The following is a 25,319-nucleotide window of genomic DNA, read 5'->3' as shown; positions in this document are numbered from 1 at the left end:
CACAGGCCTGTCGCGGGTGGCAGCGTGAAAAATCCCGGCCCGCGCTGGCGGACCGGGATCGGATATCAGCCTGGGCCAGCTGTGGCCCAGGCGCGTTTTCAGGCCCCGAGATCGTCAGGCAGCAGCGCTTCGGGAAGGTTCTGCCAGGAGACAGGGCGCAGGAAGCGGCGGATCGACAGGGTGCCGACAGAAGTGGCTCCGAAATTGGTCGAGGCCGGGTAGGGCCCGCCATGAACCATGGCATCGGCCACTTCGACCCCGGTCGGGAAGCCGTTGAACAGCACGCGGCCCGCCTTGCGCTCCAGTACCGGAAGCAGGCTGCGCGCCGCTTCGGTATCGCCCGCATCCATGTGGATGGTCGCGGTCAGCTGGCCCTCGAAGCCACGCGCGAGGCGCCGCATTTCCTCAAACGAGGCGACCCGCACCACCAGACCCAGCGGGCCGAAGACTTCTTCCGACAGCGCGTGATCGGCGAGGAACTGCTCGCCGCGCGTCTCGTAAAGATTGGGCGAGGCTTCGCGGCCCTCGGACACGGTTTCATAGACCGGCTTGACGGTGTTGCGGCTCCGGAGCCGGGCCTGGCCATCGCGGTAAGCTTTCGCGATGCCGGGGGTCAGCATGGTCTGCGGACCGGTTTTCGCCAGCGCCTCTTTCATCGCGCCGACAAGGCGGTCGGCATCCGGCCCGTCGATCACCACGGCAATGCCGGGATTGGTGCAGAACTGCCCCGCGCCCATGGTGAGCGATCCCGCCCAGGCGGTGCCGAGCGCTTCGGCGCGGGCTTTCGCAGCTTCGGGCAGCACGAACATCGGGTTCACCGAGCCCAGCTCGCCGAAGAAGGGGATCGGCTCGGGGCGTTGGGCGCAAAGGTCAAACAGCGCGCGCCCCCCTGCGAGGCTGCCGGTGAAGCCGACCGCCCTTATCAGCGGATGCTGCACAACCGCCGCGCCAACCTCGCGATTGCCGCCCTGGATCAGGCTGAACACGCCGGGATGCACACCGCATTTCGCGATGGCGGCATGAACAGCTTCGGCGATGATCTCGCCGGTGCCGGGATGGGCGGAATGGCCCTTCACCACGACCGGGCAACCCGCGGCAAGCGCCGCAGCCGTGTCGCCGCCGGCGGTCGAGAAGGCCAGCGGGAAATTCGAGGCGCCGAAGACCGCGACCGGCCCGATCGGCCGCTCGATCAGCCGCAGATCGGGGCGCGGCAGCGGCTGACGCTCGGGCAAAGCCACATCATGGCGGCGGTCGAGATAGTCGCCTTGGCGGATATGGTTTGCGAAAAGCCGCAGCTGGCCGGTGGTGCGGCCACGTTCCCCCTGGAGGCGGGCCGTCGGCAGGCCGGTTTCAGACGAGCCGATTTCGGTGATGGCTTCGGCGCGGGCCTCGATCTCATCGGCGATGGTTTCAAGAAACACCGCACGGCTTTCGCGCGAGGACCAGCCATAGGACCAGAAGGCCTCTTCGGCGGCCTGGGCCGCGCGGTCCACCAGCGCCACAGTGCCAAGTGCGAAATCGAAGGCCGGGCCATATGCCGGTTCCGAACGGAAGGTGCCGGAACCCGAGACCCATTCGCCAGCGATCAGATGTTTGCCATGTGGGGTATACGTCATTTAAGCCTCTCTCCAGATCGCAGCGGAGCGCCCGGATTGGCCCCGGCCAGGGCCGGAGCAGGTCGCGCCGCTATTTGCCGACAGTATGTATACAGAAGCTGACGTCAGAATGACAGGCCCCGCTCTGGGCCCGCTCTGGCCCGTGCACCGGTGACCGGCGGCTGGTACGCTTTGGGCTGCGGCGCCACTTGCGGGATGGTCGGAGCACGGCTCAGAAGCCAGGCGCGCCGTCCCAGCTGTCATGCGGTGCCGTTCCGGCATAGGCGGCCAGGAAGACCCGCACCGCATCGGCGGCGAGGGCGTCGATCACGCTTTGCTCCGGCTGTTCGCGCAGCACACCGAACAGGCGCTGGCGCCAGACCCCGGCCATGGCAAGCTCGCTGAACTGCTGCGCGGCGCGGGGCGGGTCGGGGATGGCCAGCACCCCGGCGGCAGAGGCCTCGGCCAGCCAGCGCCCGAGCCGCCCCAGCACATGCCGCCCGCCCGCATCGTAGAACCGCTGGGCCAGATCGGGCATCCGCTCGGCCACGGCAACAACAATCCGCTGGGCGCGCAGCATCTCATCCGAAGTCAGCACCTGCACCAGCGCCACCGCATAGGCGGTAAGGCGGCTTGCGACATCCCCGGGGCCGGAAAGCGCAAAGCCAAGCTGGCCCGTCAGCCGGTCGCGCTGCTGTTCGACAAGGGCAACGAAAAGATCCTCTTTGCCCTGGAAATAGACATAGAGCGTGCCCTTCGAGACCGCAGCCGCGCGGCAGATGCCATTCATCGTGGTGGCGTCAAAGCCATGGGCGCGGAATTCTTCCCAGGCGCCTGCGAGGATCTGGTCGCGTTTGCGCGGATCGGTCCCGGCGGCATGGCGTTTTGCGCGCGGCGGCGGGGAAGCGGGCGAGGGGGGCGTGGGGCTGCTCATGGCGGCAATATAATCGAACCGTGCGGTTCGATGGAATATTGAAATTTGCGAAAGACAGGATTATCTGAGCGCATCGAACCGTTGGGTTCAATGAAATTCAGCCGGGTGAGTCGATCATGTCCCGTCACGAACGTCCCGAAACCAATCAGCCGGAAATTGCGCCTGTTGCGCCCTCGCCGGTTCTTCCTGTGACGCCTCCTGCCGCAGCGCCAAAGGGCGGGCGCAAGAAATATGTGCTGGGCGGGCTGGCGCTGATCGCATTGCTCGCCGGCGGCTATGAGGGCTGGTCCTGGTGGACCAACGGGCGATTTATGGTCACGACCGATGACGCCTATGTCCAGGCCGATCTCTCGCTGATTTCGTCCAAGATCACCGGTTACGTCTCGGAGATTGCAGTCGCATCCAATCAGCATGTGAAAATGGGCGATGTGCTGTTCCGTATCGATGATGGCGATTACCGCATCTCGCTGGAGCAATCCGAGGTCCGGCTGACCGAGCTGACCGCGACGCTTGCCCGGATCGACGCGCAGATCGAGGCGGCCGAAAGCACTGTCACCCAGGCCGAGGCGCAGCGCGTGGCCTCTGACGCCGTGCTGACGGCGGCGAAAAGCAATGCCGAACGGGTGCGCGGCCTCGCGGAACGCCGGGTCAGCAGCCAGGCCGATCTCGACAAGGCGAATGAGGCGCTGGCAACGGCTGAGGCCAGCCGTACCTCTGCCGTCGCCGCGATTGCCGGTGCGAAAGCCCAGGTCGAGGTGCTGAAAGCGCAGCGGACCGAGACCGCCTCGACCCGGCGCGAGCTGGAACTGGGCGTGGCCCAGGTGCAGCGCGATCTGGATTTCACCTTGATGCGCGCGCCCTTTGACGGCACAGTGGCGAATATCGCGATCAAACAGGGTGAGCTGGTCAGCGCCGGAGCAAAACTGGCGGCGGTGATCCCTGATCACGGGCTTTATGTCGAAGCCAATCTGAAGGAAACCCAACTGGCCGGGATCCGCGTTGGCCAGAGCGTGAAGGTGGGCATCGACGCGCTGGACGGGCATGAGGTCGAGGGCCGCGTGGTCTCGCTCGCGCCTGCCACGGGGGCGGTTTTCTCGCTGCTGCCGGCCAATAATGCCACCGGTAATTTCACCAAGATCGTGCAGCGCGTGCCGGTCCGGATCGAACTGCCCGAAGGCACCCCGGGCCTGCGCGCCGGGCTTTCGGTTGAGATCGCGATCGACACCCGCACCGGGCCGCAGGAAACCGCAGTCGCCGGAGCCGAGTGATGTCCGCCCCCATCGCAATCCCGGCAGAGCCGGAGATGACGCCGCGCCGGGTCGCGGCGTTTCTGGTCATGGTCTTCGGGATGTTCATGGCCATCCTCGACATCCAGATCGTCTCGGCCTCGCTGCCCGAGATCCAGGCCGGGCTCGGGGCCTCGTCGGATGAAATCTCCTGGGTGCAGACCTCTTATCTGATCGCCGAAGTGATCATGATCCCGCTGTCCGGGTTCCTCGGGCGGATGATGTCGACACGTTATCTGTTTGCTTTGTCGGCGGCGGGGTTCACGGCCGCATCGTTCCTTTGTGCGACATCAGGCTCGATCAATGAAATGATCCTGTGGCGTGGCGTGCAGGGCTTCCTGGGTGGCGGCATGATCCCATCGGTCTTCGCGGCGGCTTTCACCATTTTCCCGCCCTCGAAACGCAATATCGTTTCGCCGATGATCGGGCTTGTAGCGACGCTTGCGCCGACCGTCGGCCCGACCGTGGGCGGCTATCTGAGCCATGCGCTGTCCTGGCACTGGCTGTTCCTCGTCAATGTCCCCGCCGGGATCGCGGTGACGCTTGGCGTGCTTGCGCTCGTGGATTTCGACGAGCCCGACTGGTCTTTGTTCCAGAAATTCGACTGGACCGGGCTGGTGGCGCTGGCCGCGTTCCTCGGTGCGATGGAATATGTGCTGGAGGAAGGCCCGAACAATGACTGGTTCCAGGACGAGGCGGTCGCGATCCTTTTCGTGGTGATGGTCGTGGGCGGTATCACCACCTTCTGGCGGGCTTTTACCCGCGACGAGCCGGTGGTCGATTTCTCGGCCTTTACCAACACGAATTTCGCGGTTGGGTCGGTGTTTTCCTTTGTGATGGGGATCGGCCTTTACGGCATGACCTATCTCTACCCGCTCTACCTGTCTTCGGTCCGGGGCTATGACAGTCTGATGATCGGCGAGACAGTATTTGTGTCTGGCCTTGCGATGTTCATGACCGCGCCGCTGGCGGGGTTTCTGGGATCAAAGATCGACCTGCGGGTCATGCTGCTTCTGGGCTTTATCGGCTTTGGCACCTCGTCCTGGATGCTGACCCATATGACCGCCGACTGGGATTTCAACGAGCTTTTCTGGCCGCAGGTGCTGCGGGGGATCTCGCTGATGATCTGCATGGTGCCGATCAACAACCTGGCACTTGGCACGCTGCCGCCGGCCAAGATGAAATCCGCCTCGGGGCTTTACAACCTGATGCGCAACCTCGGCGGCGCCGTGGGTCTTGCGATGATCAACACCATCCTGACCGACCGGCGCGCGCTGCACACGGCGCGGCTTGACGAGGCGGTGAACTGGGCCAATCCCGAGGCGCTGCGCCAGCTTGAGATGATGCGTCAGAACCTTGTCGCCAATGGGCTGAACCCGGATGGCGCGCTGGCGCAGATGGCGGGGAAAGTGGCGGGCCAGGCGGCGATCATGTCCTTCATCGACATTTTCACGCTGCTGACCTTCCTATTTATGGGGCTTGCCGTCATGGCGCTGGCGATGCGGCCTCCGGCCCGGGCCGGAGGGGGAGGCGGGGGCGGGCATTGACCGCCGCCTTCACCTTTGGGCGAGCCCCGCAGGCCGCCTCGCGCGAAAACTTGACATTTTGTGGCTTTGGCGCGACGGAAGGCGGGCCGGAACACGTAAGAGACGTCAGCCAGGTGCAGCTTTTCTCCGGAAATGCTGCCCAAGCGATCCGGATCGCCGCCCTGTCGCGGCCAAGCTGATGCGAGATCGCCTGATGACTGTCACCGCCCGTACTGCTGCCATTCGTGACGCAACCAGCCCCGCTGGTGCGACGCCCGCCGGAGATACGGCTGATTTCCTGATTTCCGGCCCGCGCCATACAATGGCGCTTGGCCCCGCGCGGCGCCATCTGCCGCCAGGGCCGCTGGTGAGCCTGCCTGCGCGGTCTGAGGCGTTTTTTGCCGCCGGTCATGACGGGCCGAAGCTGCTGGCCGGAGCGCTGCCCTATGATCGCGAGGCGACGGATTGCCTGTTCCAGCCCGGTTCGGTGCTCGACATGCCGGCGGCGCCGGTCGCGATGGTCGCGCCGCAGGCCGGGATGCGGATCCGGGCCGAGCCTTCTCCGCGTCAGTACCGCGAGGCGGTCGCGGCGGCGGTCAGGCGCATTTCCGAAGGGGAATTCTCGAAAATCGTGCTCTCGCGCAGCCTGGTGCTGACGTCAGAGCGTCCGCATGACCCCGGGCTTTTGTTGCAGATGCTGCGCCAGGACGGGTTGGCGACGCTGTTCTCTGTTCCGCTGCCCCCACGTCAGGCCGGGGTGCCGCATCGGCTGATCGGGGCCACGCCGGAATTGCTTGTGGAAAAACGCGGGGGCCTTGTGGCCTCGCATCCGCTGGCGGGATCGGCGCGGCGCGCGGCAGACCCGGCGCGCGACCGTGCGGCGGGCGAGGCGCTTTTGCGATCCGACAAAGACCTGCGCGAACATGCGATGGCGGCGGAAATGGTGCTGGATACGCTGGCGCCATTCTGTGCGCGCCTTGCCGCCCCCGAGGGTGTGACGCTCAGCGCGACCGCGCGGATGTGGCATCTGGGCACCCGGATCGAGGGTGTACTGCGCGACGCCTCCACCCCTTGCGCAACGCTTCTGGCCGCGCTGCATCCGACGCCCGCCGTTTGCGGCCTGCCGCGCGACGCGGCCGACGCGGCGATCCCCGGACTTGAGGGCTATGCGCGGGGCTTTTATGCTGGCGCGGTCGGCTGGCTTGAGGCGGGTGGCGACGGGTGCTGGTATCTTGCGCTGCGCTGCGCCGGGATCGAAGGCAACGAGGCGCGGCTTTACGCCGGCGCGGGCATCGTGCGCGGCTCTGATCCTCAGGCCGAAGAGGCCGAAACCCATGCCAAATTTCTGGCAATGCTGGCTGCTTTCGGGCAGGACGGCGAGATCATCATCGGGGACTGAACCATGGCCGGCCTGCCGCAGATTGCACCCTATCCGCTGCCGTATGGCGCGGAGATCCCGCCCTCGCGCGGGCCCTGGCAGCTGGTGCCCGCCCGTGCGGCGCTTCTGATCCATGACATGCAGCGCTATTTCCTGCGTCCCTATGCGCCGGGGGAGAGCCCGATTGCGCCCGCCATCGCCAATATAGCAAAACTCGCCACCGCCGCCCGTGCCGCCGGTCTTCCGGTTTTCTATACTGCGCAGCACGGCAATCAGGACCGCCGCGACCGTGGCCTTCAGGCCGATCTCTGGGGGCCTGGCATGTCGGCAGAGCCCGACCATCAGGCGATCATCCCGGAACTTGCGCCCGAAGACCGGGATTTCGTGCTGGTCAAACACCGCTATTCGGCCTTTCAGCGTTCGAACCTTGAGCAGCTGATGCGGGTCCGGGGGCGGGACCAGCTGATCATCTGCGGCGTCTATGCCCATATCGGCTGTATGATGACCGCAGGCGAAGCCTTCCAGCGTGATATCGAACCCTTCATGGCTGCCGATGCGCTTGCGGATTTCAGCCGCGAGGACCATGACATGGCCCTGAAATGGGTGGCGGGGCGCTGTGGCGTGGTGCAGGACACCGAAACGCTGATTGCGGCGATCACCTCGGGAAAAGGGGCATAGGATGCGGCTCACGGGGTTTGAGGGCGCGCTTGCGCTGGTGACGGGCGCGGGCGGCGGCATTGGCCGCGCGGTGGTGCAGCTTTTGCTTGATGCCGGGGCGCGGGTGGTGGCGACGGATCTTGCGGCGCCCGATCTGCCGGCGCAGCCGGGGCTCAGCTGCCTTTCGCTTGATGTCGCGGATGCCACCGCCGTCGGACGGCTGGTCGCCGAAACCGAAGCCCGGCACGGCCCGGTGCGGTTCGGGATTTCGGTTGCCGGGGTGCTGGCGACCGGCCTCGTGACCGAGACCTCCGATGCCGACTGGCGGCGGGTGTTTTCCGTGAATACTGACGGCGTGTTCCACCTCACGCGCGCGCTGGCGCGGGTGATGGGGCCAAGGGGCGAGGGCGCGCTGGTCGCGGTCTCGTCAAACGCCGCCGGGGTGCCGCGCTATGGCATGGCGGCCTATGCCGCGTCAAAGGCGGCCGCGACGATGTATATGCGCACGCTCGGGATGGAGCTCGCGCCGCTCGGCATCCGCTGCAATATCGTCGCGCCGGGTTCGACCCGCACGCCGATGCAGACCGGCATGTGGGCCGATGCCAGCGGCGAGGCCCGGGTGATTGCGGGCATCCAGGAGCAGTTCAAACCCGGCATCCCGCTTGGCAAGATCGCCGAGCCCGATGATGTCGCCAATGCGGTGATGTTCCTGCTGTCAGATCAGGCAGGTCACGTCACCATGGCCGATCTCTATGTGGATGGCGGCGCCACACAACAGGCCTGACGCCTGCGGCCGGATCACTGACTTTCGCGCAACACTCTGTTCCGGGGGCAAAGCCTGAATATGGGCGCTTTGACCCCGTGCTGCGCGAAAGCCCGGTCGGGCCATGGCTGGTCGCGGCTTATTTTACCGCGCCGGTCCATTCATCGCGCAAAAGCCCGTATATCACCAGGTCGCACAGGCCTTTATGCGTGACTTCGTGCTGACGCAGGTAAGCTTCGCGGGTGAAGCCGAGACGTTCAATGAGCCGCACCGAGGCTTCGTTTTCGGCGTCAATTTCCGCATAGAGGCGGCGATAGTCCCCCTCGGAGAAGAGGTGATCCACCAGCGCCGTCACGCATTCTGTCGCGACACCATGCCCCTGACGCTCTGCTATAGTGATATAGCCCAGCTCAAGCACCCCCGCGTCGCGCCCCGGGAAGGCGACAAAGCGACCAGCGAGCGTGCCATCTGTCTTGTCTATGGCCACCCATGTCCGTCCGGGCCATTCGCTGTCTGTCAGCCAGTCGGCCAGGGCCTCCGGAGAGGTGAAATGCGGCTGCGACATGTATCGGCACTGGGCTTCGTCAGAAAGCGTCCCGTAAAGAGCGGCCGTATCGGAGCGCACAAGCGCCCGCATCGTGAAACGCTTTGTGTCGAATGTCCTGGTGGCAAGGCCGGAAGTCATTTGCTCATCGCTCTTTAAGGTCCTGCCAGTGGCATAGCCGAATGACATGATCACGGCCACCGGGCAAAATCAGATGCACTGTGTTCCACTCCGGTTCAGGCCGCGATCTGGATTGTCGGGGCGGATCGTTGCTGAGGGGAGGAAGGCAGAATGGAAGGGCAGCAGGGTTCCCGAAAGCGGGGTCTTATTTGCCGCTGTCTGACATCCAGATCTGCCGCGCATTGCCGGCAAGGATCGCGTGGCGTTCTGCCCCGCTCAGCCCAGCAAGCAGGGCCTGGCTTGCCGCAACCCATTCCGCCAGCCCCGATTGCAGTGTGCAGACCGGGCTGTCCGACCCCCAGACCATCCGCGCCGGGCCGAAGGTTTCCAGCACATGATCGACCCAGGGGGTGAGGGTCGCGAGGCTCCAGTCTGGCGGGCCATAGGCCGTGATGCCCGAGAGTTTGATCATCACATTCGGCCGCCGGGCCAGATCGGTGATCGCCGCCGCCCAAGGGGCAAAGGCGCCGCCCGCGATATCGGGAACGCCGCAATGGTCGAGCACGAATATGGTTTCCGGCGCCGCATCTGCGAGGTGCGCGCCCAGCGGCAATTGCCGCGCCAGAAGGCACAGATCAAAGGGCAGGCCGGCGGGGCCAAGACGACGGATATTCTCGCGAAAGAGGCTTTGCTCAGACAGATCATCGGGCATCACATGCAACACGCGGCGGATCCCCCTGACCACCCGCCGGTCCCGGGCGTCAAGCCAGGCGGCGAAGCCCGCAGCCTCGGGCCGTGCCGAAGAGATCGCGCCCCGGATCAGGCTGTCGGGCCGCGCCATCAGATCCGCGACGAAAGCGGTTTCGGCCCCGATCTGATCCTCGGCCACATCGACTTCCATATGCAGCACATCGGTGATGCCGCTGCGCCGCGCCACGGTCTCATAATCGGAATAGCTCCAGTCGCGGTCCAGCGCCGGTGCCCCCGTGAGCCAGGGATAGCAGAGCCGGCTGCGGTCCAGCAGGTGAAGATGGGTGTCGAAGATCATCGTTTCCTCCTCTTCCGCGTCGCGCGGCGGCGCCCGGGGTCTTCATGCGACGGAATCCGGCGCAAGTGCGACAGTGTTACTTGACTCACTCTGGCATGTCACGTTTAACTATGAAAAGATGTTCTGAATATGAAATCGTATGGCTGCTGGAGGCGGCCCGGGGACATCATAACGGGAGGAGATACCATGAAGGGATTCGGGGCCGGTTCTGTACTGGCACTGCTCGCAGGCTTCGGTTTCGCACCGGCTGCCATGGCCGAGGGCGAATTCGCCGGCGTCACGGTCGAGGCCAAGCTGATCGGAGGCCAGCAATATGAGGCGCTTTACAGCCGCATTGCCGACTGGGAAAAAGCGACCGGGGCCACGGTCAAAATCATCAGTCAGAAAAACCATTTCGAGCTGGATAAAGAATACAAGGCCGATATCGCCGCCGGGACCACCGGCTGGTGCGTGGGGTCGAACCATTCGTCCTTTGCCTCGCAATATCCGAACCTGTTCACTGATCTGACGCCGCTGATCGCCGCAGATGCGATCGCAGGCTTCGTGCCGGCCAATATCACCGCCGCCACCATCGGGGGCAAACTGGTGATGCTGCCGCGGGCGCAATTCGATGTCTCGGCGCTTTATTACCAGAAATCGCTCTATGCCGATCCGGCCAAAGCCGAGGCCTTCAAGGCGAAATACGGCTATGATCTTGCCCCGCCCGAAACCTGGGATCAGTTCCGCGAACAGGCCGAATTCTTTGCCGATCCGCCGAATTTCTATGGCACGCAATATGCGGGCAAGGATGAGGCGATCAATGGCCGTTTCTATGAGCTGATCGTCGCCAATGGCGGTAAGATATTCAATGATGACTGGTCGCCCGCCTTCAACTCGGATGCAGGCAAAGAATCGCTGCAATGGTTCGTCGATCTCTACAAGGCCGGTGCGGTTCCTCCGGGCACCACCAACTATCTCTGGGACGATCTCGGAAACGGGTTTGCTTCGGGCACCATCGCGCTGAATCTCGACTGGCCGGGCTGGTCGGGCTTTTTCAATGATCCTGCGGCCTCGAAAGTCGCGGGCAATGTCGGAGTTGCTCCGGCCCCGAAAGGCTCGGCAGGGGTGCGGACCGGCTGGTCCGGCTTCCACGGCTTCTCGGTCACCGAAACCTGCGCCAATAAAGAGGCCGCAGCCTCGCTGGTCGATTTCCTGACCAATGAAGACAGCCAGAAGCTGGAATCCGCGCCCGGCCCGCTGCCGTCGCGCACCGCGGTCTGGGATTACATCATCGAGCAGGCCAAGGACGATCCCTACAAGTCCGAGGTTCTTGCCGCCTTCCAGGAAACGGCGCTGACCGCTTTCCCGGTGCCACCGACGCCTTACTGGATCGAATCCGGCAACCTGATCTTCCCGGAACTGCAGGCCGCGATCCTTGGCGACAAGACAGTGGACCAGGCGCTGGAAGATGCCTCGAATGCGGTTGACGAGCTGATGCAGGAAAACGGCGTCTACTGATCCGAACTCTCCTTGCGGGCGGCGCCTGAGGGGTGCCGCCCGCATTTTATAACAGTCCCCGCGATGGGACGCTCAGCCCGGAAAAACCATGACCCGCGCCAAGCTTCCACCCTGGCTTCTCCTGCTCATGCCCGCCTTCCTGATCCTGGCGGCGGTGGTGCTGGTGCCGCTTTTGCTGTCTCTGTATTCCAGTTTCACGCCCTATCACCTGACCCGTCCCGAGACGCTGTGGAAGATCAACTTCCCCTTCAACTATGAGAAGGCGCTGACCGATCCGGGGTTCTGGAAGGCCTTCGGGCGCACGGTCCTTTTGCTGACCATCGCGCTGAACCTTGAGATGCTCCTGGGCCTTGGCCTTGCGCTGATGGTGGCGAAGGTGCGGCGTGGCCAGCGCACTTTGCGCACCATGATGATGTTCCCGATGATGTTCTCGCCCATTCTGGTGGGCTTCATGTTCAAGTTCATCTTCAACGACAACGTTGGCCTCGTGAACAACGCGCTGCAATCCATGGGGCTTGCCTCGACCGCGATCCCCTGGCTGGTTGATGGCAACCTGGCGCTCTTCGCGATCATCTGTGCCGAAGTCTGGATGAGCACCTCTGTCTTCGCGATCCTGATCCTTGCGGGCCTTTTCGCCCTGCCGCAGGATCCGCTGGAAGCCGCGAAAGTCGATGGCTGCACACCCTGGCAGAGCTTTCGCTATGTGACTTTGCCCTTCCTGATGCCCTTCATCTATATCGCCATGGCGATCCGCTCGCTCGACGTCGCCCGCGCCTATGACATCGTGCAGGTGATGACCGGCGGCGGCCCGGCCAAACGGACCGAGCTGTTATGGACCATGATCGGGCGCACCGGCTATGTCGATGCCCGCATGGGGTATGCGAATGCGATGGGCTATATCGCGATCCTGCTCTCGATTGCCTTCACCGTTTACTTCTTCCTCAAGCTGCAACGCGCGCGGCGTGAGCTGGGCATGGGGGACTGATATGGCATCCGCCTCGCAACACCGTCTGCGCAAACGTCTGTTGAAGACCGGCCATTTCATCGGCCTCTTCCTTGCGATGTGCGTGATCTGCATTCCCGGCCTCTGGGTGGTGCTCAACTCTTTCCGCCCGACGGTCGAGATCATGGCGAAGCCGCCGGTCTGGATCCCGAATGAGCTGAACCTTGATCATTACCGCGCCATGTTCGGCGGCGCGGGGCAGGGTGGCATCCCGGTCTGGACCTATTTTACGAACTCGCTGATCATCTCGGTCACCTCGACCGTGATCGCGCTCCTGGTGGGGATGGCGGGGGGCTACGCCTTTGCCCGCTATAAGTTCAAAGGCAAGGGCATGACTTTTGTCATGCTGATGGCCACCCGCGCGGTGCCGGGCGTGGCGCTGTCGCTGCCGGTGTTCATCATCTTCGGCCGCACCGGGCTGATCGACACCCATCTGGGCATGATCCTCGTCTATGTCGCGATGAATGTGCCCTTCACCATCTGGCTGATCGACGGATTTTTCCGCCAGGTGCCGAAAGAACTGGCCGAGGCTGCTGAGATAGACGGCTGCACCCGCTGGCAGGCCTTCTGGAAGGTGGAATTCCCGGTCGCCCGCGCCGGTATCGCAAGCGCCGGCATCTTCGCCTTCCTGACGTCGTGGAACGAATATGCCCTGGCCTCGCAGCTGACGCGGTCGGTGTCGTCCAAGACGATGCCGGTCGGACTTCTCGACTTCACCTCGCAATTCACCCTGAACTGGGGCGGCATGTGCGCCCTTGCGGTCCTGATGATCATCCCTGCGCTGATCCTGACCTTCCTCGTTCAGAAACATCTGATCGCCGGCCTGACCTTCGGCGGCGTGAAAGGATAAGCCATGGCCCAGGTCCATCTGAAAAACGTCAAGAAAAGCTATGGCGCGCTGGATGTCGTGCATTCGATCAACCTCTCGATTGCCGAGGGCGAGTTTGTCGTCCTCGTCGGCCCCTCGGGCTGCGGCAAATCGACGACCTTGCGCATGGTTGCGGGGCTCGAAGATATTTCCGGCGGTGAGATCCTGATCGGCGACCGCGTCGTCAACGACCTGCCCCCGCGCGAGCGGAACCTCGCGATGGTGTTCCAGAACTATGCGCTCTACCCGCATATGACGGTGCGCGAAAATCTCGGCTTTTCGCTGAAAATCGCGAAGAAATCGCAGGCGGAAATCAATAAGGCGGTGGATGAGGCGGCTGAAATTCTCGCGCTGACGCCTTTGCTGGATCGCAAACCCGGCGCGCTTTCCGGTGGCCAGCGCCAGCGTGTCGCCATGGGTCGCGCCATCGTGCGCCACCCGGATGTGTTCCTCTTTGACGAGCCGCTCTCCAATCTGGACGCCAAACTGCGCACCCAGATGCGGGTCGAAATCAAGAAACTGCATCAGAAAGTCGGCTCGACGGTGATCTATGTCACCCATGACCAGATCGAGGCGATGACCCTTGCCGACCGCATCGTGATCATGCGCGATGGTCATATCGTCCAGGTCGGAACCCCGCTTGATGTGTTCGAAAACCCGGTCAACACCTTCGTCGCGACCTTTATCGGCTCGCCGCCGATGAACCTGCTGTCAGGTGTGGTGAAGGGCGATCAACTGGGCCTTTCGGATGGCACAGTGATCCCGCTGCCGCCGGGGGTGAAACTGGCGGATGGGCGCCGCGTGCAGCTTGGCATCCGCGCCGACAATATCATGCCCGAGGGGCACGCGCTGCCCCCCACCGCCCATATGGCGCATGTCGATATGAAAGTGACCCTGTCCGAGCCGCTCGGGACCGAAACGGTGGTCTATGCCCAGCTCGCCGGCAGCGAGATCCAGGCCAAGATGCTGAACCCGCGCCCGCTTGTCCCCGGCGAAGTGCTGCGCTTTGGCATCGCGCTCGACAAATGCCACCTCTTTGATGCTGACACCGGCCTTAATCTGAAAGCGTGAGCCATGGCGAAACTCATCCGGGCTGAGGCCTTTATCGTTGACCTGATCCCAAAGGTGAAACGCACCGATGCGATCCAGTCCTTCAAGAGCCAGGAGACGATTTTCGTCCGCCTGACCGATGCCGATGGCGCGTCGGGCCTTGGTTACAGCTATACGATCGGCGATGGCGGCCATTCCGTGCTGGAACTGGTGCGGCGCAGCTTCCTGCCTGCGCTGATCGGGCGCGAGGCGGGCATGATCGAGGCGATCTGGCGGGATCTGCTGTTCCTCAGCCATGCGACGGCCGTCGGCCCGATCATGGCACTGGCCCAGGCGGCGATTGACACCGCGCTCTGGGATCTGCGCGGCGTGAAAACCGGCCTTCCGCTGCATGTGCTGGCGGGGGGCGCGAAATCCTCGGTGCCGATGTATTCGACCGAAGGTGGCTGGCTGCATCTGGAGCCTCAGGCCCTGGTCGATGACGCGCTGGCCATGCGTGAGGCAGGGTTCCGCGGATCGAAAATCAAGATCGGCAAGCCCACGGTCGCCGGTGACGCCGCCCGGCTGGAGGCGGTGCGCGCCGCGCTTGGTGATGATTACGAGATCATGACCGATGCCAATCAGTCGATGACCCAGCCCGAAGCCTCGCGCCGCCTCGACCTTCTGGAACGCCTGAACATCGCCTGGTTCGAAGAACCGCTGCCCGCCGATGACATCGCGGGTCATGCCCGCCTGACGCGCCAGTCCCGTGTGCCGATTGCGGTGGGCGAGTCGATGTATTCCCCGGGCCAGTTCGCCGATTACATCCAGGCAGGGGCCTGTGGCATCGTCCAGGCCGATGTGGCGCGGATCGGGGGCATCACGCCCTGGCTCAAGGTCGCGCATATGGCCGAGGCGCATAACCTGGCGATCTGCCCGCATTTCCTGATGGAACTGCATGTCAGCCTCGTCTGCGCAGTGCCGAATGCGCCCTGGCTGGAATATATCCCGCAGCTCGACGATATCGCGGCCCCTATGGCGCGCGAGGGCGGGTTCGCGCTGGCCCCGGTCGCGCCGGGACTGGGGATCGACTGGGATCATGAAGCGATTGCGGCCCGGGTCACGGAAGGCTCGCATCTGACCATCACGGAGGCGCAGTCATGACGCGCTGCGCCTCTGTCATCGGCCTCTCGGAAGAGGGCAAGGCCGAGTATAAGCGCCTCCATGCCGCCGTCTGGCCCGCGGTGCTGGCGAAGATTTCGGAATGTCATATCACGAACTACTCGATCTTCCTGAAAGAGCCCGAGAACCTGCTGTTCTCTTACTTCGAATATTCGGGCACGGATTATGAGGCCGATATGGCGAAGATGGCCGCTGATCCCGAGACACAGAAATGGTGGGCGGTGAACAAACCATTGCAGCGCCCGCTGGACACGCGCGCAGATGGTGAATGGTGGGCCGGTATGTCGGAAATCTTCCATCATGACTGAGCTGATCCAGAGCATCACTCCGCCGAAAACCGCGCTGCCGATTGTGATTTTCGGTGCCGGGTCTATCGTGTCTGATGCGCATCTGCCCGCCTATGCAAAGGCCGGTTTCACCGTGGCGGGGATCTGTGATCCCGACATGGACAAGGCCCGCGCGATCCTGCCGCCAGGGGCTGTGGCCTATGGTTCGCTGGCCGAGGCGACCGCGGCCGGTACCGGCGCGGTCTATGACCTTGCGGTGCCGCCCGCCGCTATTCCGGCTGTGTTAAATGCTCTGCCCGAAGGTGCCGTTGCGCTGATCCAGAAGCCGATGGGGTCTGACCTTGCGGCAGCCGATGAGATCATCCGGATCCTGCGCGCCCGCAAGATCCGGGCGGCGGTGAATTTCCAGCTGCGGTTCGCGCCGATGAGCCTTGCGCTGAAAGATGCGATCGCGAAGGGCCTGCTGGGCGAGGTGGTCGATTTCGACGCCTGGCTCGCGCTGGATACGCCCTGGCATCTCTGGGCCTTCCTGAAAGATCTGCCCCGGGTCGAGATCCTGCTGCATTCGATCCATTATCTTGATTTCGTTCGTGATATTCTGGGCAACCCGGATGGGGTTCACGCGAAAACCATGGGGCATCCGACCTCTTCAGTATCGAATACGCGGTCCTCGATGATCCTCGATTACGGGCAACGCGCCCGCGCCAGCCTCTCAATCAATCATAACCATGCCTTCGGTCGCCAGTTCCAGGCCTGTGAATTCCGCATCTGTGGCACGAAGGGCGCGGCTTATCTGAAGCTCGGCGTCAACCTCGATTACCCGAAGGGCGAGCCGGATGAATTCTGGCTCAACACAGATGGCGAATGGCGGCAGATCCCGCTGACCGGCAACTGGTTCATCGAGGCTTTCATTGGCCGGATCACGCAGGTGATGCGCTTTGCCACAGGCGAGGACGCTGAGCTGCAAGGCAGCGCCGAAGATGCCTGGCACACAATGGCCCTTGTCGAGGCCGCCTACCAATCCAGCGCCCTTCCGGCGCATCCGATCAGGACTTCTCCCGATGCTTGAACAGGTGAAATATTACGAGGATTACGAGATCGGCGAGGCGCGCGACACGGTTGGCCGCACCATCACCGAGACCGATTTCGTCGTTCATGCCGGCCATTCGGGCGATTTCTTCCCGCATCATCTGGACGCGGAATTCTGCAAGACACTGCCCTTTGGCCAGCGCATCGCTCATGGCACGATGGTCTTCACCATCGGCGTCGGCCTGACCGCGACGATCATCAATCCGGTCGCATTTTCCTATGGTTACGACCGGATGCGCTTTGTGAAACCCGTCTTCATCGGCGACACGATCCGCTCGCGCGTCGGGATCATCGGCAAAGAGCTGATGGAGAAACGCCCCGGCTATGGCCGCGTGACCGAACGCCTCACCGTCACCAAACAGACCGGCGAGACCGCGCTGGTTGCCGACCATATCTATATGGTGGAGTGCCGGAAGTGACTGAAAAATCGTCATTCGGGCCGTTCCTGCTCTTGTCCGGCAAAGACAATGTACTGGTCGCCCGCGCGAATTCGCCCGAGGGGCTGGTGGTTGCGCTGGAGGGGGGCGAGGTCCGCCTCAACCGCCCGATTCCGATGGCCCATAAGATCGCGCGCCACGACATCGCGGCAGGTGATGTGATCCTGAAATACGGCATGCCCATCGGCATCGCGACCGGGGCGATCCGTGCGGGCGAGCATGTCCATGTCCATAATATCCGCTCGGCCTATACGCCCACGCATATGTTGCAGGACGCCGATGGCCGCAGCGCGGGGGTGTCATTATGAGTGAGATTCAGGCCTTTTTGCGCAAGGATGGCCGCAAGGGCATCCGCAACACGCTGGTCGTGGCCTATCTGGTGGAATGCGCGCATTTCGTGGCCTCGGAGATTGTGCATCAGTTCCGCAATACGGCCCATGAAGGTGAGGTCCAGCTGATCGGCTTCCCCGGCTGCTACCCGAATGAATATGCCGCGCAGATGATGGAAAAGCTTTGCACCCATCCGAATGTCGGCGCAGTGCTGTTCGTGTCGCTGGGATGCGAGAGCTTTGACAAGGTGCGCGCGGCCAATGCGGTAGATGCCTCGGGGCGCCCGGTGAAGACGCTGGTGATCCAGCGGGCGGGGGGGACGCGTTCGACCATCCAGGCGGGCGCCGACTGGATCCGCCAGACGCTGGCGCAGATTTCCGAAGTGCCGCGCGTGGCGATGGGGGTGGATGAGCTGATCATCGGTACGGTCTGCGGTGGTTCGGACGGGACATCCGGCATTTCCGGCAATCCGGCGGCGGGCAAGGCCTTTGACCTGCTGGTGGCCGAGGGTGCCGCCTGTATTTTCGAGGAGACCGGCGAGCTGATCGGCTGCGAAGAAATCATGGCCGAACGCGCGGTGACGCCCGAGCTGGGGAATGCGCTGCGCGAAAGCGTGCATAAGGCCGAGCGCTATTATGCCACGCTGGGCTATGGGTCATTCGCTGCCGGCAATGCGGCGGGCGGGCTTTCGACCATCGAAGAAAAGTCGCTCGGCGCCTATGTCAAATCCGGTGACAGCCCGATTTCGGGGCTGATCAAGCCCGGTGATGTGCCGCCCCGTGGCGGGCTTTACCTGATGGATGTGGTCCCCGATGGCGATGTGCGCTTCGGCTTTCCGAATATCTCGGACAATGCCGAAATCGTTGAGATGATCGCATCGGGCGCACATATGACGCTGTTCGTGACCGGGCGCGGCTCGGTCGTGGGCTCGGCGATTTCGCCGGTGATCAAGATCTGCGCCAATCCCGATACCTATCGCAATCTCGCGGAAGACATGGATGTCAATGCGGGCGATATTATCGAAGGGGTCCGCTCGATCCCCGAAGTCGGCCAGGAGATCCGTGACCTTGTGGTGGCGGTCGCCGCCGGGCAACAGACGAAATCCGAAGAACTCGGCCATCGCGAATTCATCCTGACCTATAAGACATTTGAGCCCATCGGCCCGGCCTGCCTGCCGGGCGCGGCCTGAGGAGAGACATGATGCAAAGACTTGCGGGGAAACGCGCGCTGATCACCGCGGCAGGGCAGGGGATCGGCCGTGCCAGCGCCGAACGCATGGCCGCCGAGGGCGCCGAAGTTATCGCGACCGATGTGAACGAGGCCCTGGTGGCGGACCTGGCGGGTCTGCCGGGGATCACCGCGAAAGTGCTGAACGTGCTTGACCCGGGCGCGATCACCGCGCTGGTCGCTGAAATCGGGCCGGTCGATATCCTCTTCAACTGCGCGGGCGTCGTCCATAACGGCACTGTGCTTGAGGCGACCGAGGCTGAATGGGATTTTGCCTTTGACCTGAACGCGAAAGCGCAGTTTCGCATGATCCGCGCCGTGCTGCCGGGGATGATCGCGAAGGGAAATGGGTCGATCATCAATATGTCTTCGGTCGCGGGGCCGAAAAAAGGCCCGATCAACCGGGCGGTTTATTCCGCGTCCAAGGCCGCCGTGGTCGGCCTGACCCGCGCCGTGGCCGCCGATTACGTGGCCCAGGGCATTCGCTGCAATTCGATCTGCCCGGGTACCGTCGACAGCCCCAGCCTGCATGAGCGGTTGAAGGCCACCGGCGATTACGAGGGCGCGCTGAAAGCCTTTATCGGCCGTCAGGCGATGGGGCGGCTGGGCCGTGCCGATGAAATCGCGGCGCTGGTCTGCTATCTGGCCTCGGATGAGGCGGGCTTCACCACCGGAACCGAACATGTCATCGACGGTGGCTGGACCACCTGAGCGAAGGAGCTGCTATGAAACTTGTACGTTATGGCGCGCGTGGCGCCGAGAAACCCGGCCTGATTGATGCGGATGGCGCGCTGCGCGACCTCTCCGCCCATGTGACTGATATTGCGGGCGATGTGCTGGCAGACCTGTCGGTGCTGGCAAAGATCGACCCGGCCACGCTGCCGCTGGTGACCGGCAATCCGCGCCTCGGCGCCTGTGTCGGCCAGACCGGAAAATTCATCTGTATCGGTCTGAACTATTCCGACCATGCCGCCGAAAGCGGCATGGCGGTGCCGCCCGAACCGGTGATCTTTGCCAAATATACTTCGGCGATCTGCGGACCGGATGACCCGATCCTGATCCCGCGCGGCTCGGACAAGACCGACTGGGAGGTCGAGCTGGCCGTGGTGATCGGCAAGAAGGCGAAATACGTCTCGGAAGCCGATGCGATGGAGCATGTCGCAGGCTACTGCGTCTGCAATGACGTCTCGGAGCGCGCCTATCAGATCGAACGCTCGGGCCAGTGGTCCAAGGGCAAGAGCTCGGATAATTTCGGCCCGATCGGCCCCTGGCTGGTGACGCGGGATGAGGTCAAAGACCATGACAACCTGCATATGTGGCTCAAGGTGAATGGCGAGATCATGCAGGATGGGACATCGGCCACCATGGTCTATAAAATCCCGTTCCTGATCTCTTATCTGTCGCAGTTCTTCACGCTGCATCCTGGCGATGTGATCTCGACCGGCACCCCCCCGGGCGTTGGCCTTGGTATGAAACCGCCGCGCTATCTGAAGGCGGGGGATGTGGTGGAACTGGGGATCGAAGGCCTCGGCACCCAGCGTCAGATCTGCGAGAACGACGCATAAGGGAAGGGGGCGCTCGCGCCCCCTCTGAGCCTTTCAGGCGCATTCTGCCGCTCCGCCTTAGCCAGGAGCGGCGAATTTCAGGCACATGGGTGTGCCGATCTCAAGATATTTGCCGCTGTCTGTCAGCTTGCCGCTGTCGCCATCGCGGGTCAGCACGCTCACCCGGTCGGAATTCTGATTGGCGACGAGGAGATGCTGCCCCGACGGCGTCAGCGCGATATTGCGTGGTGTCACTCCACCGCAGCTTACCAGATGTCGTGACCCGAACCTGCCCGTTGCCGGATCTACCCCGATCTGTACGATGCTGTCATGCCCGCGATTGGCGCCATAGAGAAAGCGGCCATCTGAGGAAATCCGGATATCCGAGCAGTGATTGCCTGACAGGGCGTCATCCGGCACCGTATGGCGGTGGTCTGTTTCAGAGAGCGCGCCCGTGGCGTCATCCCGGCGATATGAGGTGATCGAGGAGTCGAGTTCATTGATCACAAAGAGGAAATGACCACAGGGGCTCAGCGCCATATGTCTTGGGCCGGAGCCAGGGCGTGTGGGGGTGAGCACCAGTCGCTCCGGTCTGCCGGTCGCGTCGATCCGGTAGCTCACGAGCGCGTCCATTCCAAGATCGGCGACGATCAGCTGTCCGTCGGCGGTTTCGGCTACGCTATGGGCATGCGCGCGTTCCTGGCGGTCAGGGTCCGGGCCCTGACCCTTATGCGCTGCGGCACCCACCGCTGGCGAGAGGCTGCCATCCTCGCGGATGTCGAATACCACCAGCGACTGGCCGGGTCCGCCTTCGCCCACAGTATAATTCACCACGTAAAGCCGCCTGCCATCGCGCGAGATCAGGCTATGGGCGGTGATGCTGCCAAGGCTTGGCTGGGTGTTCAGATAAGTCAGGCGCTGATCCCTGTGGTCGTAGCGGAACGCAGTGACCAGCCCCTCGCGCCATTCGGCCACTTCGGAACCTGCATAGATATGGCGCCCGTCCGGCGTGACCGAAAGGAAGGTCGGGTTGTCGATCCCGGGGAAATGCGCGCGCGGCGTGAAGGTCAGCAGTGATTCGTCAAAGGCAAATACATGGAGCCCGTCGCCGCGTGCGCCCTGAAAATAGGGGGTCTCGCGGTTCAGCGTGCCGATGATCAGAAGCAGTTCCGCGGCCATGTCTTTCCTTCCCTGGAAATACTGCCCCGCGCCGGATCCTGCGAAGGCGTATTCCATATTTAAAATTTTATGCTGTCAGTAAACCCCGTTGACCTCTTCGCGTCAATTCGTAGCATCGCGGTGCAGGATTTCACAGGTAAAACCATGAGTGACATTGAAGACGAGGGCCGTTACCGGGCGCCGGCGCTGGACAAGGGGCTCGACATGATCGAGCTGCTGGCGGCACGCGAAGAGGGGATGACGCTGAAAGACATCGCCACCGCGCTCGGGCGGTCCCCGACTGAGCTTTACCGGATGCTCGACCGGCTGGCGCGCAGGGGCTATGTCTCGCGCCATGGCGACAGTTATCAGCTGACGATGAAGCTTTTCCTTGTCGCCCATCAGCGCCCGCAGATCCGCCGTCTGATCGCGCAGGCCATGCCGGCGATGCGGCGTTTTACCAATGTGGCGGAACAGGCCTGTCATCTGGTGAAATATGACCGGGGTGATCTGGTGATCATCGCGCAGGTCGAGGCGCCGGGCTATTGGGGTGTCACCATCCGGGTCGGTGCGCAGATCGGGCTGGTGAATTCCGGATCGGGGCATGTGTTCCTCGCCTATGCCTCACCCGAGGAAAAGGCGCTGATGTATGAAGAGCACGAGCCGATGCCCTATGAGGTTGCGTCGCCCGGGCTGGAAGAGCGGCTCAAAGATGTGCGCCGTCAGGGCTATGAGTCGATGGAAAGCCAGCAGACCCCGGCCGTGGCCAACCTTTCGGTGCCGATCCTCGGCGCTAATGGTGCGGTGCAGGCGGTGCTGACCTGTCCCTTCGTGCGGCGGCTGGAAAACCCGAATGCGCCTGATCGCGACCGCGTTTTGCGGATCCTGGTGGAAACCTGTCGCGAGATTTCCAGCCCGGGCGAGGCGGCGGACTGACCTTGATCCCAGCATACCGGCCAAAAGCATAAGGCCGGAAGGCCCTGATGGCCTGCGGCATCGGCCCGGGGGCCGCTTTTTTTGCAGGAGCCCGCTTTGGAGGGGCGAAGGGGGGCGTTGATTTCTTACGCCCCGCCTCGCCCTCCTGCGGCAAAGTGATGCCGGAGCGGTGCAGTCAGAGCCCGCAGCCTCACCACCAGAGCGCAGCCCGGGTCAGGATGCGGCTGACTGTTTCATTACAGCAGATCCCGAACCCGCGGTGCCAGTCACGTCGCGGGCGTCATGATTGCACAATAGCATATAAGGCCCGGCATCGTCGCGGGTCACCGCCAGACGCGGCACCATCCCGACCGTAATCCCAGCCCCCCGGGCTCTCCTGTCGCTGTTGATGAGACAGCTTCAGGGGACAGTCAGGAAGGGCATTCGCGTGCATTTTCCGCAGCCATTCCAGGCGCTTTTTGCAGGGTCTTTCGGGGTGCGTTTGCCGAGTGGGGCGTTTTCAGGCTTGCAGTAATGTTCCATAAATGAAATTATCCTTCACATACGAAATGCCAAGTGCCTTTGGGAGGGGCGCGGCAGGGGGGAGAATCCATGACGACCGAAACCGTGACGCTGCCTCTTGAGGGGCTTGTCGTGCTGGATATGAGCCAGTTCCTCTCTGGCCCCTATTGCTCGCTCAGGCTGGCGGATCTGGGCGCGCGGGTGATCAAGATCGAGCGACCCGATGGTGGCGATCTGTCGCGCCGGCTCTATCTGTCGGATACCGAGATCGGCGGTGATTCGACGATTTTCCACGCGATCAATCGCGGCAAGGAAAGCCTTGCGATCAATATGAAAGATCCCGCCGATCTGGAGGCGCTACGGAAACTCATCGGCAAGGCCGATGTGCTGATCCAGAATTTCCGCCCCGGCGTGATCGAGCGTCTCGGCCTTGATTATGACGCGGTGCGTGCGATCAATCCGGCGCTCGTCTATGCTTCGATCTCGGGCTATGGCGATGAGGGCCCCTGGGTAATGCGTCCGGGCCAGGACCTGCTGGCGCAGGCGCGGTCGGGGCTGATGTGGCTCAATGGCGATGAAGGGCAGGGGCCGGTGCCCTTTGGCCTTGCGGTGGCGGATATGCTGGCGGGCGCGGCCTGCTGCCAGGGCATTCTTGCCGGGCTTGTCAGGAAGGGCATCACCGGCAAGGGAATGCATGTCCAGACCTCGCTGATGGAGGCGCTGATCGACTTTCAGTTCGAGGTGCTGACGACTCATCTGAACGATGGTCGCCGGGTGCCGAAACGGTCAGAATTCCGTTCGGCCCATGCTTATCTCTCGGCGCCTTACGGGGTTTATGAGGCAAAAGATGGCTGGCTGGCGATTGCGATGACGCCCATCGCGCGGCTGGCTGACCTGATGGGGATCGACAGCCTCGCGCCTTACCGTGATGACCCAAAACTCGCCTTCTCGCAGCGCGATACGATCAAGCGGCTGATATCCGACAAGGTGGCGACCGCAAGCGTCGATCACTGGCTTTCGGTGCTGGAGCCGGCCGATATCTGGTGCGCCAAAGTGCTCGACTGGCCGGAATTGCTGGCCTCCGAGGGGATGGCGGTGCTGGACATGCTGCACACCGTGACCCGCGAAGATGGCGTGTCCATCGAGACGACCCGCCTGCCGATGCGGCTGAACGGGCATCGGCCCGCGAAACCCGGTGCGGCCCCGCTGATCGGCGCCCATTCCGCCGCCATCCGTAAGGAGTTCGGCCTGTGATTAAGCTGAAAGGCATGACCTGGAGCCATCCGCGCGGCTATGATCCGATGGTCGCCTGCTCGGCGATCTGGGCAGCAGAGCGGGGCGTCGAAATCACCTGGGAAAAGCGCTCGCTCCAGGATTTCGAAAGCTATCCTGTCGAAGACCTTGCCCGCGCCTATGATCTGATCGTGATTGACCATCCGCATGTCGGCCAGATCACCCGCGAGAATTGTCTCGCGCCCCTGGATATCCCCGGGCGCGAGGCCGATCTTGCCGCGCTGGCGGCCGGTTCTGTGGGCGCAAGCTTTCCAAGCTACACCTGGCAGGGCCGGCAATGGGCCTTTCCGATAGATGCCGCGACCCAGGTGCTGGCCTGGCGCCCGGATCTGATCGACGCGCCTCCCGCCAGCTGGGCCGAGGTGGTGGCGCTGGCGAAAGATGGCAGGGTGGCATTGCCGCTTCGCCCGCCGCATTCGCTGATGTCGCTTTACACGCTGGCAGGCAATATCGGCTCGCCCTGCCAGGTGACAGGGGAAGAGATCATCCCCCCCGCAACCGGCGCCAGGGTCTGGGAGATGCTGCGCGAGATCGCAGATCTGGTCGACCCGGCCTGTTCGGGCCAGGACCCGATTGCGGTTTTCGAGGAAATGGCGCGGCCTGAAAGCCGGATAGCGGTGGCACCGCTGATCTATGGCTATGTCAATTATGCCATTCCCGGTTTCCGCCCGAGGCTGATCCGCTTTGCTGATATGCCGGTGGCGGGCGCAAAAGGCCCGGTCGGCTCTGCGCTTGGCGGCACCGGGATCGCGGTTTCGGCCTTTTCCGGGGCGCGGGATGCGGCAGTGGATTTCGCGTTCTGGATCGCCTCGGATGCTGTTCAAAGGGGGGCTTTCGCGGCCTCTGGCGGCCAGCCCGGTCATGCCGGGGCCTGGCAGGACGAAACGGTCAATGCCGCCAGTTCGGATTTCTACCGTGCGACCCGGGCCACGCTGGAAGGCGCCTGGGTCCGACCGCGACATGACGGCTATATGGCATTCCAGCACGCCGCATCGACCCGCATCACCGAAGGGTTGGCCGCACGAGAGAGCGCCGGCCCGGTGATCGCAGATATCAACCGGTTGTTCCGGGAGAGTTTCTGACGGGG

Annotated in this window: 25 protein-coding genes; 20 read left to right on the top strand and 5 right to left on the bottom strand. The window is 63.3% G+C overall.

Features of this window, described 5'->3' with window-relative positions:
* Positions 1-98: 98 nt before the first annotated feature.
* Positions 99-1,616, bottom strand: a complete 1,518-nt coding sequence (locus BLW25_RS10455; protein ID WP_092898818.1) for an aldehyde dehydrogenase (NADP(+)) — start codon at positions 1,614-1,616, stop codon at positions 99-101.
* A gap of 211 nt (positions 1,617-1,827) precedes the next feature.
* Positions 1,828-2,529, bottom strand: coding sequence for a TetR/AcrR family transcriptional regulator (locus BLW25_RS10450; protein ID WP_092898816.1), 702 nt, complete (start codon positions 2,527-2,529; stop codon positions 1,828-1,830).
* A gap of 116 nt (positions 2,530-2,645) precedes the next feature.
* On the opposite strand from BLW25_RS10450, the gene BLW25_RS10445 reads away from it, so the two are divergent.
* The 5 genes from BLW25_RS10445 to dhbA all read left to right on the top strand — a co-directional run bounded on the left by BLW25_RS10445 (position 2,646) and on the right by dhbA (position 8,160).
* Positions 2,646-3,797: an HlyD family secretion protein gene (locus BLW25_RS10445; protein WP_092898814.1), complete on the top strand. Its 1,152-nt coding sequence runs from the start codon at positions 2,646-2,648 to the stop codon at positions 3,795-3,797.
* Positions 3,797-5,362 carry a DHA2 family efflux MFS transporter permease subunit gene (locus BLW25_RS10440; RefSeq protein ID WP_092898812.1) on the top strand — a complete coding sequence of 522 codons (1,566 nt, stop codon included), beginning with the start codon at positions 3,797-3,799 and terminating at the stop codon, positions 5,360-5,362. The genes BLW25_RS10445 and BLW25_RS10440 overlap by 1 nt, the downstream gene beginning before the upstream one ends.
* A 193-nt stretch (positions 5,363-5,555) precedes the next feature.
* Entirely contained in the window at positions 5,556-6,740 is a 1,185-nt protein-coding gene (locus tag BLW25_RS10430) for an isochorismate synthase (RefSeq protein ID WP_216279350.1), read from the top strand.
* 3 nt (positions 6,741-6,743) lie between these two features.
* Positions 6,744-7,397, top strand: coding sequence for an isochorismatase family protein (locus tag BLW25_RS10425; RefSeq protein ID WP_092898808.1), 654 nt, complete (start codon positions 6,744-6,746; stop codon positions 7,395-7,397).
* A gap of 1 nt (position 7,398) precedes the next feature.
* Complete coding sequence (gene dhbA / locus BLW25_RS10420) at positions 7,399-8,160, top strand: 2,3-dihydro-2,3-dihydroxybenzoate dehydrogenase (protein WP_092898806.1); 762 nt, start codon at positions 7,399-7,401, stop codon at positions 8,158-8,160.
* A 118-nt stretch (positions 8,161-8,278) separates the two neighbouring features.
* Here the strand turns inward: dhbA and BLW25_RS10415 are convergent, their stop codons facing one another.
* Positions 8,279-8,824, bottom strand: a complete 546-nt coding sequence (locus BLW25_RS10415) for a GNAT family N-acetyltransferase (protein ID WP_092901866.1) — start codon at positions 8,822-8,824, stop codon at positions 8,279-8,281.
* Positions 8,825-9,008: 184 nt separating this feature from the next.
* Positions 9,009-9,851 (bottom strand): amidohydrolase family protein, encoded by an 843-nt coding sequence (locus BLW25_RS10410; protein ID WP_092898804.1) that lies wholly within the window; start codon positions 9,849-9,851, stop codon positions 9,009-9,011.
* A 186-nt stretch (positions 9,852-10,037) separates the two neighbouring features.
* Here BLW25_RS10410 and BLW25_RS10405 point away from each other — a divergent pair, with 186 nt between their 5' ends.
* The 12 genes from BLW25_RS10405 (at position 10,038) to BLW25_RS10350 (ending at position 20,365) form a co-directional block, all read left to right on the top strand.
* Positions 10,038-11,348, top strand: a complete 1,311-nt coding sequence (locus tag BLW25_RS10405; protein ID WP_092898802.1) for an ABC transporter substrate-binding protein — start codon at positions 10,038-10,040, stop codon at positions 11,346-11,348.
* 88 nt (positions 11,349-11,436) lie between these two features.
* Complete coding sequence (locus tag BLW25_RS10400; RefSeq protein ID WP_092898800.1) at positions 11,437-12,333, top strand: carbohydrate ABC transporter permease; 897 nt, start codon at positions 11,437-11,439, stop codon at positions 12,331-12,333.
* A gap of 1 nt (position 12,334) precedes the next feature.
* Entirely contained in the window at positions 12,335-13,201 is an 867-nt protein-coding gene (locus BLW25_RS10395; RefSeq protein ID WP_092898798.1) for a carbohydrate ABC transporter permease, read from the top strand.
* A 3-nt stretch (positions 13,202-13,204) separates the two neighbouring features.
* Complete coding sequence (locus BLW25_RS10390; RefSeq protein WP_092898796.1) at positions 13,205-14,290, top strand: ABC transporter ATP-binding protein; 1,086 nt, start codon at positions 13,205-13,207, stop codon at positions 14,288-14,290.
* Between the two features lie 3 nt (positions 14,291-14,293).
* A complete protein-coding gene (locus BLW25_RS10385) occupies positions 14,294-15,412 on the top strand; it encodes a mandelate racemase/muconate lactonizing enzyme family protein (RefSeq protein ID WP_092898794.1) in 1,119 nt (372 codons plus the stop codon).
* A complete protein-coding gene (locus BLW25_RS10380; RefSeq protein ID WP_092898792.1) occupies positions 15,409-15,738 on the top strand; it encodes an L-rhamnose mutarotase in 330 nt (109 codons plus the stop codon). The genes BLW25_RS10385 and BLW25_RS10380 overlap by 4 nt, the downstream gene beginning before the upstream one ends.
* Positions 15,731-16,786, top strand: coding sequence for a Gfo/Idh/MocA family protein (locus tag BLW25_RS10375; RefSeq protein ID WP_092898790.1), 1,056 nt, complete (start codon positions 15,731-15,733; stop codon positions 16,784-16,786). The genes BLW25_RS10380 and BLW25_RS10375 overlap by 8 nt, the downstream gene beginning before the upstream one ends.
* Positions 16,779-17,225 carry a MaoC family dehydratase gene (locus tag BLW25_RS10370; protein WP_092898788.1) on the top strand — a complete coding sequence of 149 codons (447 nt, stop codon included), beginning with the start codon at positions 16,779-16,781 and terminating at the stop codon, positions 17,223-17,225. The genes BLW25_RS10375 and BLW25_RS10370 overlap by 8 nt, the downstream gene beginning before the upstream one ends.
* Positions 17,222-17,551 carry a UxaA family hydrolase gene (locus BLW25_RS10365; protein ID WP_171909523.1) on the top strand — a complete coding sequence of 110 codons (330 nt, stop codon included), beginning with the start codon at positions 17,222-17,224 and terminating at the stop codon, positions 17,549-17,551. The genes BLW25_RS10370 and BLW25_RS10365 overlap by 4 nt, the downstream gene beginning before the upstream one ends.
* On the top strand, positions 17,548-18,762 hold the full coding sequence (locus BLW25_RS10360; RefSeq protein WP_092898784.1) for a UxaA family hydrolase: 1,215 nt from the start codon (positions 17,548-17,550) through the stop codon (positions 18,760-18,762). The genes BLW25_RS10365 and BLW25_RS10360 overlap by 4 nt, the downstream gene beginning before the upstream one ends.
* Before the next feature lie 8 nt (positions 18,763-18,770).
* Complete coding sequence (locus BLW25_RS10355; protein WP_092898782.1) at positions 18,771-19,511, top strand: SDR family oxidoreductase; 741 nt, start codon at positions 18,771-18,773, stop codon at positions 19,509-19,511.
* A gap of 14 nt (positions 19,512-19,525) precedes the next feature.
* Positions 19,526-20,365 carry a fumarylacetoacetate hydrolase family protein gene (locus tag BLW25_RS10350; RefSeq protein ID WP_092898780.1) on the top strand — a complete coding sequence of 280 codons (840 nt, stop codon included), beginning with the start codon at positions 19,526-19,528 and terminating at the stop codon, positions 20,363-20,365.
* 57 nt (positions 20,366-20,422) lie between these two features.
* Here BLW25_RS10350 and BLW25_RS10345 read toward each other — a convergent pair whose 3' ends face one another.
* On the bottom strand, positions 20,423-21,523 hold the full coding sequence (locus tag BLW25_RS10345; RefSeq protein ID WP_092898778.1) for a lactonase family protein: 1,101 nt from the start codon (positions 21,521-21,523) through the stop codon (positions 20,423-20,425).
* 144 nt (positions 21,524-21,667) lie between these two features.
* Between BLW25_RS10345 and BLW25_RS10340 the strand changes: the two genes are divergently transcribed.
* The 3 genes from BLW25_RS10340 to BLW25_RS10330 all read left to right on the top strand — a co-directional run bounded on the left by BLW25_RS10340 (position 21,668) and on the right by BLW25_RS10330 (position 25,314).
* Positions 21,668-22,438, top strand: coding sequence for an IclR family transcriptional regulator (locus tag BLW25_RS10340; protein ID WP_092898776.1), 771 nt, complete (start codon positions 21,668-21,670; stop codon positions 22,436-22,438).
* 591 nt (positions 22,439-23,029) lie between these two features.
* Positions 23,030-24,193, top strand: a complete 1,164-nt coding sequence (locus tag BLW25_RS10335; RefSeq protein WP_092898774.1) for a CaiB/BaiF CoA transferase family protein — start codon at positions 23,030-23,032, stop codon at positions 24,191-24,193.
* Positions 24,190-25,314, top strand: coding sequence for an ABC transporter substrate-binding protein (locus BLW25_RS10330; protein WP_216279349.1), 1,125 nt, complete (start codon positions 24,190-24,192; stop codon positions 25,312-25,314). The genes BLW25_RS10335 and BLW25_RS10330 overlap by 4 nt, the downstream gene beginning before the upstream one ends.
* Positions 25,315-25,319 lie beyond the last annotated feature (5 nt).

The sequence above is a fragment of the Rhodobacter sp. 24-YEA-8 genome, from assembly GCF_900105075.1.
Lineage (GTDB): Bacteria > Pseudomonadota > Alphaproteobacteria > Rhodobacterales > Rhodobacteraceae > Pseudogemmobacter.
This window is presented reverse-complemented; position numbering and strand designations above follow the sequence as displayed.